At 43.9% G+C, this 13,156-nt stretch carries 9 protein-coding genes; 3 read left to right on the top strand and 6 right to left on the bottom strand.

The genetic code is table 11. From position 1 onward, the window contains the following. Nucleotides 1-9: 9 nt before the first annotated feature. The 5 genes from M3234_RS00975 to M3234_RS00955 all read right to left on the bottom strand — a co-directional run bounded on the left by M3234_RS00975 (nt 10) and on the right by M3234_RS00955 (nt 9,711). Complete coding sequence (locus M3234_RS00975) at nt 10-648, bottom strand: beta-mannanase (RefSeq protein ID WP_262302888.1); 639 nt, start codon at nt 646-648, stop codon at nt 10-12. A gap of 55 nt (nt 649-703) precedes the next feature. Continuing rightward, entirely contained in the window at nt 704-1,978 is a 1,275-nt protein-coding gene (locus M3234_RS00970) for a vWA domain-containing protein (RefSeq protein ID WP_262302887.1), read from the bottom strand. Nucleotides 1,979-1,993: 15 nt separating this feature from the next. After that, on the bottom strand, nt 1,994-4,351 hold the full coding sequence (locus M3234_RS00965; RefSeq protein ID WP_262302886.1) for a tubulin-like doman-containing protein: 2,358 nt from the start codon (nt 4,349-4,351) through the stop codon (nt 1,994-1,996). Nucleotides 4,352-4,448: 97 nt separating this feature from the next. Next, on the bottom strand, nt 4,449-7,841 hold the full coding sequence (locus M3234_RS00960; RefSeq protein ID WP_262302885.1) for a tubulin-like doman-containing protein: 3,393 nt from the start codon (nt 7,839-7,841) through the stop codon (nt 4,449-4,451). 100 nt (nt 7,842-7,941) lie between these two features. After that, the gene (locus M3234_RS00955) at nt 7,942-9,711 is read right to left on the bottom strand and encodes a VWA domain-containing protein (protein ID WP_262302884.1); all 1,770 of its coding nucleotides are present in this window, start codon (nt 9,709-9,711) and stop codon (nt 7,942-7,944) included. Between the two features lie 217 nt (nt 9,712-9,928). On the opposite strand from M3234_RS00955, the gene M3234_RS00950 reads away from it, so the two are divergent. From M3234_RS00950 to M3234_RS00940, 3 genes are read left to right on the top strand one after another with little or no spacing between them, the layout of a single operon-like run. Further along, complete coding sequence (locus tag M3234_RS00950; protein ID WP_262302883.1) at nt 9,929-10,078, top strand: hypothetical protein; 150 nt, start codon at nt 9,929-9,931, stop codon at nt 10,076-10,078. Further along, nucleotides 10,071-11,003 (top strand): hypothetical protein, encoded by a 933-nt coding sequence (locus M3234_RS00945; RefSeq protein WP_262302882.1) that lies wholly within the window; start codon nt 10,071-10,073, stop codon nt 11,001-11,003. Before M3234_RS00950 ends, M3234_RS00945 begins: the two co-directional genes overlap by 8 nt. A 15-nt stretch (nt 11,004-11,018) precedes the next feature. After that, a complete protein-coding gene (locus M3234_RS00940; protein WP_262302881.1) occupies nt 11,019-12,803 on the top strand; it encodes a hypothetical protein in 1,785 nt (594 codons plus the stop codon). 34 nt (nt 12,804-12,837) lie between these two features. On the opposite strand, the gene M3234_RS00935 is transcribed toward M3234_RS00940, so the two are convergent. Next, the gene (locus tag M3234_RS00935; RefSeq protein ID WP_262302880.1) at nt 12,838-13,140 is read right to left on the bottom strand and encodes a DUF4359 domain-containing protein; all 303 of its coding nucleotides are present in this window, start codon (nt 13,138-13,140) and stop codon (nt 12,838-12,840) included. Nucleotides 13,141-13,156 lie beyond the last annotated feature (16 nt).

The raw sequence follows: 13,156 nt of genomic DNA, 5'->3' as shown, positions 1-13,156 counted from the left end.
GGTCTCTCCTTATTTTGGAATCAGCTCAAAGCTCTGGGCTGATTGTTTGCCATTGCTAAAAAAGATTCGAATGTATTCATCTTTATCAATCTCTATTTCGGGCTGCTCATTTTCTCCTGATGCAAAATCGCGGATAAACGGGAATTGGGTTCCATCTTCAATCGAAGTCGGAGTGCTGCCGCGCTTTTTCACATAAACCAACAGATCCTTTTCAAGCGGAATCTCTGTCATAATCGACATTTTCACCATTTTCTTTGAACTGAACCATCTATTTTTATAATCAATCGAAAAATAAATCTTGGCCTTGGCCCCTGTTACATACATGAGATTGTGGTCGTTTTCCTGGGCAAAAACGATCAGTTTCCCATCACGTTTTTGGCAGGGGAAGATGCGGTAGGCATATTGGCCAATCGCATCGACTCTGCCTATATATCCTTGGTTGGCCTTATATTCCTCCCGTGTGTATAGCCGCAAATCGGCCTTCTGCAGTTCGCTTACGGGCTTTTGCTTTTCAGCCAACGTTTTGTAAAGATAAACAAAATCGATTTCATTTGGCCAAAACCATGATAAATGAAGCTCTGAATCTCTTACTGTTTTTTTTATATCTTTTATTTCATAGCTATCAGATGGTATCGATTCCCAGTTCACCAGCTTTCACCCACAATCTTGAATTCTAGTTGGTTATAAAGGGCGAGAGGCCCCGTTAAAATCCTTTATTGAGCGGATCTCGTCTTTTGGACGAACCGCCAAGCGAAACATTGGTTCTGCCGGAAGGATACGGGACCCCGCCTGAAAATTTTTCACGAATCGGAATGAACAAAGTACCAAGGCCTGTTGCTGCGGTTAACAGAATATCGGCAGCAAGCCGGTAATAGAACCCGGATAGGGCAGCGGAATCCTGCAAGCCAAGCTCAAGCACGAGTCCGGCCACCAATCCCATAATCAAGCCGGTAATCGAATAGCTTTTTGCCAGGAAACGGTTGTCAAACACGATTCCAAGGGCTAAGCCAAACAGTCCGCCGATGAAGGTAACAAGCACAACCCGGAGGATGGAAAGCCAGAGGGTTGTTTTGAACACACCGTGCCGTTCCGCCACAAGCAAACGGTCTTGATTTTCCAGATATATTTTTTCATAGATATTTTTTAACTGTGAAGCGTTTTTGACATCATAAAAAGAACCGCCGGTATTAGACGCAATCAATTTAAGCAGCTGGGCGCCGCTCCTGTCAATCTGGCTCATCCCGATGGTATGGATGGCAATATCCTTGCTTTGATAGGGCTCTAGCACTGCGTTTAGGTCAAGCTCGCTATACCCGTCTGAAAACAGGATCACCATCGGTTTGCGGCCTGCCTGATTGGCATCAATCTCCTGCATCGCGGTATCCAAGGCATTGCCGATATCGGTGTCCCCGTTATAGTCAAGACTATTGACCGCGGCAATACCATCCGCTTTCTCCGTTTTGTCATTTACGTTAAACATCGGCTTTGTCACAAAGGCTTGGTCATTAAAGGAAATAATCGCGGCCCGGTTGGTTGGTTTCATCGTGGAAATCAGCTCGCCGGCTGCCTTTAAGCTTTCATGCTTAGGATCCGTTTCATTCATACTGCCCGAAATATCCAACACGACGACAAGATCATCCGGTGGTTTGATATTTGAAAAATTAACAGAATATAAGAATTGAAACAAGAGACCTGCGGCAAACAGCATGACCAGTGTAGAAGGGATTAGCACCTTCCATGACAGCCCGGTATATTCCCGCCGCCAGCTTTGGCCGTTAATGACCGGCGAGATGATTTCCGCCAGCAGGCAGAAGAGTCCCGCGAGAAAGGCCAACTGGCCAAAATAGACACCAATCAACAGCAGGTTGGGCCAAATCCCATAATAGGACTCTAGTAACCATTCACCGAGCAGGGCCCCGATAACGCCGGCGATGATGCTAAAAATAAAGAAAAGCAAACTAAATTTACGGACAGGCATGATTTTTTGGTCTCCTTACTGTGTAGTGTGGGTTTCCATGGCTTCCGCATGGAACTCATAACCATTCTCGGAGTAGGTCTTGTAGTACCGTTCACCATGTTGGTAATACATGAGGTCTTTTAGTTTAAATCCGCCCATCAGTGTTAATTTTTCAACCCCGCTGGAATCCTTCTCATGGGCACATCCAACCTTGAAATGGCGTGTTTCTTGTTCCTTTTCCAAGGCAAAATTCATAAACTTGCTGTAAAAATCGCCGAAGAAGTATTTTTCCTCATAACGGTGTTCCTGTGAATAGTGGAACACCTCGATTTGGATGGCCGAGTTTTCGTATAGACGCTGGTACAATTGCTTAAATAAATCGTCCTTTGTCAGGATCTCTTGATTAGCATAATCGGAGGCGACATTGGCCCTTTCCAGCAGTTCATCCTCAAAGCTGCGGTGAAATTCAGGTTGGGTTAAGACTTCGCGGTTACAAATAGAAAGCAATTTTTCTAACAGCGCGTTGGCACCGCCTTCCAAAATGCTGAGCAGGTTGCCAAAAAACCGCTCATTGGAAAGGATAGCAGCACCGCGTTGGTCTCTCAGCTTTCCGGTTATTGTCTTAATAATCCCGGCATAGTACTCGGCGATATTTTTATCCAAATAATCGTCTGTATCATATAGACTCTCGGCTGCCGCTTGTTTCAGCTGTGATTCTACTTGATTGATAAGCTCGATTTTACTGCGGAGGGAGAGATGTGTTTGCTGCAGCACCTCTAGGTATTGCAAGAGGATGGCCTGCTTGATTTCCAGCCTCAACAGCTGATGCTTTGCACCATAAACCGCTTCAAAAAAGTACTGTATAAAGCTGGCCAAATTTTTCTTATCCGAAAAAGGCAGCAAGCTCTTTTTGAAGTCACAGTGATCGACCAATTGTTGATAGTATTGCTCGAGCCGAGCTTCGACCTCCAAGCGTTCACTTTTCGTTTCACGCAGCATTCGGCCGATTTCATTCATTACACTGATTCCCTGGCCTGAAGCTTCTGAAGTCCATAAATAGGCGCAGTGCAGGCCGTATTTTTCATTGTTAATAATGTTTTCATCGAGGCAGCGCTCAATATGCTGCTTCAAATTTAATTTCTGCAGATGCTCGCGGACAGGCTCTTCAAAGTTAACGGCAAAGAATCTCTGGGTAACGCCTTCATATAAATGGGACTCGGCATCGCGAACCGACATTTTTTTAATCGCCTGATAGGAATGAGTGACACCCATTAACCCATTCATATCATCAAGCTTATCGCTCGATGGAAGGAGGTTCTGGTATTGTTTTTGAAAATGGGATTCCGACAGTTCCAATAAGGTGAGAACGGTGTCAGGCTTTTCATCGCTTGCTTCCGTTAAGCTACGTAAATACTCCTGGAAAAAGTAACTCGCGGCATGCAGGGCAATTGCTTTATTGGGCCGGGTGACCTTGGCAAACCCTGCTGAGGCGTACACCGGGTCAACAGAATTCCCCCTAATCCCGTTTTTAAAATCCTGATGGTTGTAGCTGTCCATCTTTTCATGGTAGTCGGTAATCATTTTCCGGTTTTTTAATAGGTTTAAGTTGCTAATAATTTCGTAGTTTAGTTGTGAGGCTTCACTAGAAATTAACCCTGCTTCATTTTTATCGCTCAATAGGTAGACCATATCAAAGAGCGGAGAAGGGGCATGAATCACCGGCAGGCGTAAGTGATCTTCCGTCAACTGCATATCCTTTTCAAACGAATAGTGGCTGCTTTGGAAATAATCCAATTCCTTTAAAAAGCTCATCCCAAGTGAGGTAGAGAAGGCGAAATTATTTTCGTCTTGCCGTTCCTTCAGCAAACCGTATAAATCGACCTCGACGTTTTTAAAGGACTCCTGAAGAATGCTTTTTAATAGCAGGGTTATTTCCTGAATCAGGATATTGGCCGGGTCGCTAATCGCGGTTACGACACAGAGATTGATCTTGATCAACGAGGAATAAACCTTGCCGTATTCTGCAATTTTCACCGATAGTTTGCGGAAGGCTTTGTTAAGTTCAATCAGTTTATCATCGTCATTTGTAAACGCTTCGTACATGTTTTTGCGAATCGTTTGGCGTTCAAACCCTTTTCCCGGCACTTGAATGGATAACACGTTTTCGTGGGTGATGGTGTCAGTTTGATAGGCATGGAAATATAACACACCTGAGCTGTTATGCCACTTTTCTTCATTAATTTGCATAATCGATGTCATGGCATCTTTGACCTGGTCACCCAAGAACAGGAAGACGACCGGATGGTTGACACTTCGCTGTTCATTTTCCTCCAGTGTCATTTTTTCCAGCTCATTCGAAAATGTAATGGCGTATTTCTGTAAAAGTTCCTTCAAGGCTGTTTTCCTCCCTGTAGAAAAACCCTGTTTAAAAAATAGTCATGTGATAAGAGGCGGCCACAAGCAGATTCTGCATGTGGCCAGTTTATTCTTATTAAGATTTCAATTGTCTCAGCATCTCGTTGACTTTGATCATCATATCCTTATAGAATTCGTAGAGTTCTTCACCATTGGCGAGATCCTGCCAGTCATAGTCGAGAGCTTCCTTTTCCTTGGCATAGGTGGCAGCCATTTCTTCCAATGCGGCGATTAGCTCCGTCGCATTTTCCTGGTTAATCATCTCGTTGCTGCGCTGCTCTGATTTCTTCTCCAGCTGATCCTTCTTCTTTTGATTTAAGCCTTTGAACGCATTAAACAGTTCAAATTCGACAAACTTGGTCGTCTTCATCAAGTTTATAAACGGCTCCCAAGCGTCTTCCTCAATCTCTTTATCATATACATAAAGAGCGCCGCGCTTCTTAATCGTTTTCGTATAAATCGCCTGAATATATTGATTCAAGGCAGCCTCGCGTTCATCCTGGGAGGCCATGTATTGTTGAATATCTTCCATCTTTTCTTTGATCAGGCTGTATTTTTTAACCTCAAGCTTTACTTTCTCAATCAGCTTAGGAGAGCGGATGAAGTTTTCCTTGGCGACTTCCAGGTTGGTGCTGCCGAAAATATCGCTTGCGCCATCTACTTCCATGCCGCCATTCAACATGTCTTTCAGCAGACGGTATAGCTGCTTCAAGCTTCCAGGGCTCGCTTTGTCGATGTTCTTTGGATCAACCTCGTATTGGGCGAATAATTCGTCCATATTAAATTCCTTTGTAAAATGGCATTGATAGCGGGCACTCGTGCCTTGATCGGAATCCTTCTCACTAATGACTTTGAATTCCATCGCCTGGTCAAACAAAGCGCGAATCCCGGAATTGTAATTATGCAGACGTTCGTTTCGGTACGTATCTCCCCATGATTTTTCCGGAATCGGAGACGGAAGGAAGGCCCAGTTTTCGTTTGCATTTTGCACAAGGTGCCGGCCCACGCCCTCTTTTTCCAAAATCGTCTTTTCGTACGATGCTTCATAAAGTGAAAGCGGTGAGTAGGAATACAATGGAATTCCGTTTTTGGTATTTAACCAGAAAATCCGGTTTTTCAGCTCACTTTCTTTAATCGTAAACTTGGACCCGCTGATGGAGTGCCTTTGGTAGCTTTTGAGTCCGGCAAGAATATTTGGCGCCTTAACCGGGACGGAGACAAAGCCCCACTCTGGGAAGTGGAGGGAGCCGTGACTGTCAGCAAGGTGGAATACCGGCAGGGCATCATGATCAAGGCGGCCTGCAATCTTTTCATCGATAATCCGGTCGATTGGCATATCTTCACCAAACTTAAGCCGCAGGAAGTCCTCCATTGATTTCGTAATCAAGCCGCCGAACTGGTCGCTCAGGAATTCAGAAACGCTGCCGACGATATCGACATCGTCCTCGTTGATCCAATTTGCTGATTTTTCAAGCAGCATTTGCGCCCAATCCTGGATGAGCAATTCTCCATCTTTGGAATCAAACATGCTCTGGATTTCTTTAGCGACATCCGGAACATTCACCAATTGCCAATAATAGGTGACGTTATTTTGCTCGCGTACCTCGGTCCCATTAACCAGGATATTGGCATTCTGTTTAAAAATAGTCCGCAGTGCGTCAAGGATTTCCTTGTACACCACATAAATTTTGCTGTTCAAGTTATTAAGCTGCTGGTACAAATCCTCATAAAACTGGATCATTTCTTCAATGCGTTCTTTTTCAACCCGTTTATCGAATTCGTCAAGCTTTGCCCCAATGTAGGCATTCTTTTTCTTATCCTTTGAAATAAACGCGCTTCTGGCATCCTCGAGCTTATTGTACGCAAAATCCTGCTCGGATTGGATGGCCGCCGGCAGCTGTTCAAGATGGGCTTCTAAGTTATGAATATAGGTTTTTATATTCGCCAATAAGCAGGCCTGGTCCTTAAAATAGATTAAGCGGGACGAGTAGATCGGCCCCTTATCCCCTTGCAGGAACATTTTTTCCATTTGCCGGCGGAACTCTTCGATCATCTGGCCTGGCAGCTGGTTCGTACAGCGGCGATATTGTTCCTTCGCTCTTAGCAGATATTCTCGGTTTAATTCTTCGTCAATATTGGTGACCGATGTTTTTATCACGTTATTATACGAGAATCGCTCGCTATTTTCGTAGCCTGATAGAGGCTGGGGCACCCGTTCATTATAGCGCTGGTGCAGGGATTCGGGATCAATCCGCAGCCGTTGGGCAAATTGGTCAACATCGGTTTGCGAAGGCCGTGTCTCAAACATATTATCCATTTTTTCAAACAGCTTGTAACCGAGGTAGGTCGTCATTTCCTCAAGCGGGATTTCCGCCATGGACGCCCCGATAATATTGTATTGATAGTTGGCAGGATACGGCTTATGCATACTGGCAATATTGGCTTGGATATTGCTGATATAGTCATGGATGGCAAACTCATCGCCAGAGCCTTTATCCTCGCTTGCCATAAAGTTGGTAATATTCTCTGCCGTGACGTTCATGCAGTAATCATAAGCATTTTCAAGCCATTTTCCCTCGAGGTTGGTCCCAGAGATTAAATGGCAGAGATTGAATGGCGGCAGCTGTGAGTTTACCGACAGCATCGTCCCATATTTCTGAATGAAGCGTTCCTTTCGTTCATCACAGTTCATCCAGTAATCCAATTCTTTTAAGGCCGCATAGCCGTTTTTCTCGATATATTCGGCCGTGTGGTAGCTGATGCCCTTCTTGGACAGGTTCACGTCAGGTGTGAACAGGTAGCCAAGAATATTGACTCTGTCGGCACCTTTGGAACCGAATTTTTTATCCATGATTCCTCTGACGATATAGGCAATATCAAGGAAACAGCCGCTTCCTGTTCCGCCGGACAGCCCGGTGAGGAGGAAGACGTACAATTTCTTGCCTGACCCCTCAAGGACGGCATTAATTTTATTTTCAATTGTTTTGACAACTTGATTAATTTTAGTAAACATCAATAGCCGGCCTGCCTGGCGTATCCCAGAGGCGCCGCTGATACCGTCGGTAATTGACAATTCCGGTGACAGCCATTCCTTTATGTAAGGCTCCATCGTGCTGCGGTTTGACAGCACGCTGCCAATCTCGGGATTCGATAACAGGACGAATTCTTTATTTGGATCGAGACGAATCCCGTTGTAATTCTTATTGCGGTCATGCTCGTTCGTTTCAAACGCCAAAAACTCAATATTATTTGGTTTTTCCTTTTTCTTTTTGGATAGTGGATCTTCAGGCAGTTTGAACCGGCGGTTAACCTGGTACTTCAAACGCAGCAGGGCGTCAATGCCTGTGCCGCCAAGCCCAATGACAAGCATCGGGTTATCAATTGTGTCAACGCGGATTTTTTCGGAGATAATCCCTCCGCCTCTTGCGACATCCAGCTGTTCAATATGCTCTTTCACACTTGCTTTCATGCAATCTTTTCCTCCCTGGCTGAAAAATGACTATATATTTAAGACGAAAAAAAACATGGTTAGGATTCCTTTTTATGGTGACGAAGCACCGATTCCCTACTTAGCTGATATATTCCAGATAAACCGATTTATTCACCTGTTTTAACACGATGCGCAGGCGGTCATTGCGTTTGATTGGCTGACCCTTTTTGGCATCAATGGCCCGGCCGCCCTTTTCGATCGTGCAATTGGAATGATTGATGATAATGAGCGAGTCACCTGCACCCGGTTTAAAAATGATTTGCCCCGTTTCGGCAAATTCAGGCGATAGCGATAGCAGCTGATGCAGCTGGAACTTTCCTTTAAAGCCTTTTAGCTTCTTGTACTGCGGGTTACTCCGCTCACCGGTATCTTCATCCCTTACTTCAACGACGAATTGACCGCTGAAGCCTTTGTTTTGCTGAGCCAAGTATTTTAACAGCAAGTAAATAAGTGCCCCCAGGATTAGGGCGCCAATGACTCCGCCCACTACATAGAGCCAAGGAAATGGTTTTTCATCGGCCTGCTTTTGTTTGACCGCAGGCGCAGCAGCTGCCTTTTGAACCGTGATTTTTTGCGGATCTGTCTCACGGAAGAAGCTGCTATCCTCCGCTTTTACCTTCACTTCATAGCCGGACGCTTTTCCAAGCTTGAACTCTCCAGAGAACCCTTTATCGCCCGCCGTAAGGGGGGCTTCCTCCGTTTTTCCTGTATCAAGATCCTTGATAAACAAGGTCGCTTTCATAGAATTATAGATGGTTTTATCTGCAATTGCGGTACCGTTATCTTCAAAGAACGCATCAATCTTGACCGTTTCCCCAGCTTTGTAGCTTTGCTTGGCAAGCGGTGCCAGTTTAAGCTGCAAATCATAGTTGAAGACGAGATTGATATCAATTTTATCCTGGGGAACCCCTTTTACCTTGAGCGTCCAATCACCCTGAACGGGTTTGAGAAGCTTTACCAATGTATAGGTCCTTGATGTTGAAAGCAGGACCTGGTCGGAAGGGATCGCCACTTCCTTGCCGGACGGATCGACCAGCTTTACCTCCACAGGCTGGCTGGAAATCAAGGAAATATTGGCTTCCAGGACATTTTCGTTGGGCACGTTGATTTTGACATCCTGAAAATCCCCGTTTCCGATTAATTCGTTTACTGGCACAATTTTTAATTTAAGATGGTTCGCAAATATTTCACTGAGGATGTCAGGAAGCTGGTCCGGCGAGGTTGCCTCGAAAAATTTTCCGTTGGTGCTGGAGGCAACGTTTGTCAGGGCGTCCTTGTTTAATTTGCCATTCGCGTTTAGGCCGATTGTATAGATCGGGTAGCCTTTTTCCTTGGCAGCTGCAACGGCCTTGTTTAAATCCTCTTCGGCCTGCTCTGGCGTTCTGGATTTATTTGGGTCTAGTTCATTGTTCCCGTCAGCGAGGAGGACAATCAATGGAAAGTAGCCTTGTTCATGACTGCTGTCGAGCACTGTAACCGCTTCTTTAACCCCGGCTGAGATATCGGTATACATATATGTATTTAGTGTATCGATGAATTCCTTTAAAGCTTTTTTATCCTGTTCCGAATTAATTTTGACAAGTGCTTTTTCCCGCATGACATGGTCAGAATAGGCAATCGCGCCAATTTTGTCGCCCTTTAGTGACGCCATATCAATGAACATTTTCATCGCTTCATAGCTGATATTGTTAGGGTCGCTGCTCTTCATCGAGTTGCTGACGTCTACGACCAGCATCCCTTCAATTCGGGAAGTGGTGTTTGAGGGACTTTTGGCATATGTAGCGACTGAGAAAAAAGTCGAAGAAAGGAAAAGGAATACTATTAAACTGCTTATCCATTTTTTAAACATTCGTGTCGAACCCCCACCGGCAAATTTCTTGAAATGATGACAATATTTTCAATATACTTACTAATATTTTACCACTGCTCCTAGTATATTCCTAAATATATTTCTTTTAATATCAAAATTTTCCTATTATAATTTAATTTAATGGATTTTATGGAAAAACATGTTGTTTCATAGGCGAAAATTACTAAAATCAAATCATGCAAAAAGGGGAAGCAAGATGTATATCACAGTATTTACCTGCTTACTGGGACTGATTTTAATTTGGAAACTCTATAAATTAATGAAAAATAAAAGGCTTGGCGACGACTTTCAAGGGATAGATGAAGAACTGGCAATCAAACTAAATGAAGGTGATTCCATTGGCTAAACAAGCAGTCCAGCTGACAAAGAAAAAGCGGACCCAATATCATTTCCAAAAGCTCAAAATGTGCAAAAAATGCAACCGCTATTCCGTCCTTGCGGATGAGAGCTGTCCAACCTGCGGCACAGAATGGATTGGCGTGGAAAGTCTGGTAAAAACCATTTTTAAAAATAAATTGTTTACCGAAGCCATCTGGATTTTAATCTTCGTCAGCCTGGGAATTGTGTTCGCCCCGACTATGAAATCGATGTACTATTCCCTTATTGCGGGGTTAGTCTTTTGCCTCAGCTATTGTCTTATCACCTCTATCTTTATGAAAAGTGAATATTTTATTCAACTCAGAAAACTGCTTCGCAGCGATTTTAAAAGAATTAAAGACGGAATCGGTTTTGACAGTAATCTGGCAAAAGACGATGCAGAAGAAGGCCGACTTGCTTCTGCCTATGAAAAGCTTCGCGAAATCTCAGATTTTATTGAAAATGACAAGGTGAAAAATCGCAGTGTTAAGCTTCTGAATCACATTATTCTCCGGAGCGACATGGAGCTAGAGCTCGAAACCCTTGTTCCGACAAGCTACGATCGGGATTTTGTAGAATATGCGCTCGAAGCAATCAAACTAAACCGTACGCTGATGACGAAAAAGTCGATCGCTTACTTCATTCAGCATCGCGCTTCGATTGTCACGGATTTTGGAATGGAAACACTGATTTCTGTTGCCGGCACGGCGTTAAGGATGAAGCTCTACATTATTGAATTTGCCGATTTTATTGAGGAATTTCTTGAATATTTTCCAAAGGAGCGGCTGCTTAGGCTCTGCAGCATTATTCATTCCAATCCGGAGGAAAATTGGGGCAGCCTCGGCCTGAAAACCAGAGGGCTGGTAGCCGCAAAATACAATTACGATCCCGATTTTAAGCGGTTTGTTTCGTAGAAAGGACTACTGCATATGTTTAAACTGACCGTTTATCGCAAAGTTAATATGTCGCGCAATTTTTTCCTATTGGTGCTTATGTTTTTACTTGTGCTTGTAGGCGGAAAAATTATGTTGGCCCACGAGAAAATCGCTACTTATGAGGAAGCAATGAAATTGTACCGTTCCGGAGATTTAGTGGCTGCTGAAAAGAAGTTCCGCGCCGCCAAGCTGAATGTTGTCATTTCCGACCATAACAAGGAAATTAATCAGATCCTCGGGGTCCTGTCGCCGATTCGCGAAACGATGGAAGAGTTGGATAAAAAAGCGGGTGATTATTATAACGAGAAGGATTTGCCCCGATTGGCCGATACATATAACAGCTGGCAGGAGCATCTAGAAAAATGGGTGGGCGGCACCGCTGTTCAAAAAGACATGTACGAAGAAATGCTCACTTTGACAAAGCTTGATAAGGATTTGAACACCTATTTTTCAGCAATTAAAAAAGCCGAGCTTGCCAAACTGACCTCCAGCCTTCGCAATGATGAGAAGGAGGAACAGATTCATAAAGATTTGAATTTGATTCCGTCTGAGTACTACGGGGGAGATTCTAAAAAGACAGAGCTGATTAAAAGTGAATTCCAAAAATATTATTCTGGAATAATCAAAGCGATGATCACCGAGAACGACGGGGTCTTCCAACTTGTTGATGAGGGAAATCGGCAATTCAGCATGTTAAAGCAGTTTTCCATTGATTCCTTATGGCTAAAGACTGCGCTCGAAACCCATTTAATAAAGGTGATGACGGAGGATTTTGACAAGAAGGAATACGCTCTATTTGCTGAAAAAGCCAAAACAGTGAAAGATCTGTCTTCGGAGATGGCTGATTCCCAAGTTTTCCCTTGGATTGAAAAGAGGAAGAATGAGTTACTGAACCAAGCAGACAAGCTTACCGTGGGAAATAAATATGAAGAAGCTATTTCTCTCTATGAAGCTTTAAGACCGCTTGAAGATACAGAACAGTTAATTAAGAGCGCCAACTTGGCCTGGGATAAATTTGAGCCGATTCGCGTGCTGAAGCGTCTGTATCCGGATAAGGAATTCCCTCATTTCGTCAATGCACGAAATAAGTGGGGGGCAGACAGCGCGGTCGCGGCCATTTCCAAGGAAGGCCTCATTTATTTCGGCAAGTTGAACGGTGAAGAAGAGATGTCTGTCACGACGGGCGGCAACTTTGGGGAGACTTTAACGGTTAACAAGCTTGATTTCCAAGGTTCCCTTAGTTTGACTGATGTTCCGGTTCTATTCATTGACGCAAAGTCATCGTCCCGAAAGCACCGATATATGGCGTATGAAGTAGTAAACAATTCTGTTTCTAAAATTTTGGATGTAGAAGCGGATTCGTTGACAATTGAGTCCAAGGAATCTATTTTGCTCGAGAACCCTGTTGGACAAGGAGCAGGGGAGTTCGCCTATTATGAACGGGGCTACAGCGGCGGATTCCAGTTTTCAAAAATCAAGGTGGATTATATTGATATTTCTGCAAAGGATATCAAAAATTATTATGGTCAAAAGGTTCGATTTACGACCTATAGTGCTACGCAAACTGCTGATGGCCCATTAATAAAACTATCGGAAACCTATAATTTCACCACCAGAAAATATGAATCTCAATATCTATTGTTAAAAGGCCAACTGACGAATATCACGAACTACAATCGTTACACTGTGATTGGCGTTTTTAACAGTTATCAGACGATTACCGATTCCTATGGTGAACCTATTGAGGTACCGGTATTTCAGGTGGAAAAAGTAGAATAAAATTCGAAGGCCAGTCTTATCGGACTGGCCTTCGTTATTCCTTTGAAGAGGGCAGTGCAATAAATTGATTAAAGATCCCGATCGACGTTATTTTTCCCAACCCCACTTCTGAAAAGTCGGTTTTGTAAACGGAAAATAAAAAATAATCTTTACGGCTTGTACCTGCATCAAAAATGGTCTTCCCCGCAACGGAAAGGAATCCCTTTTCAAAAAAGTTGGACGATTGATCCATCGTTTTATGATTAATCCACTCGATGTACTCCGACCGTTCAGGATTGGTCGCTGCCAAGATAAATATCACCGCAACAACAAGAATAATAGACAACAAACGCCTCATTTTCCGAGCCCCTTTT

It is taken from the genome of Neobacillus niacini (assembly GCF_023715785.1).
GTDB classification, from domain to species: Bacteria; Bacillota; Bacilli; order Bacillales; family Cytobacillaceae; genus Neobacillus; species Neobacillus niacini_E.
Note: the sequence above shows the minus strand (reverse complement) of the source record. Positions and strands in the feature narration are given on the sequence as shown.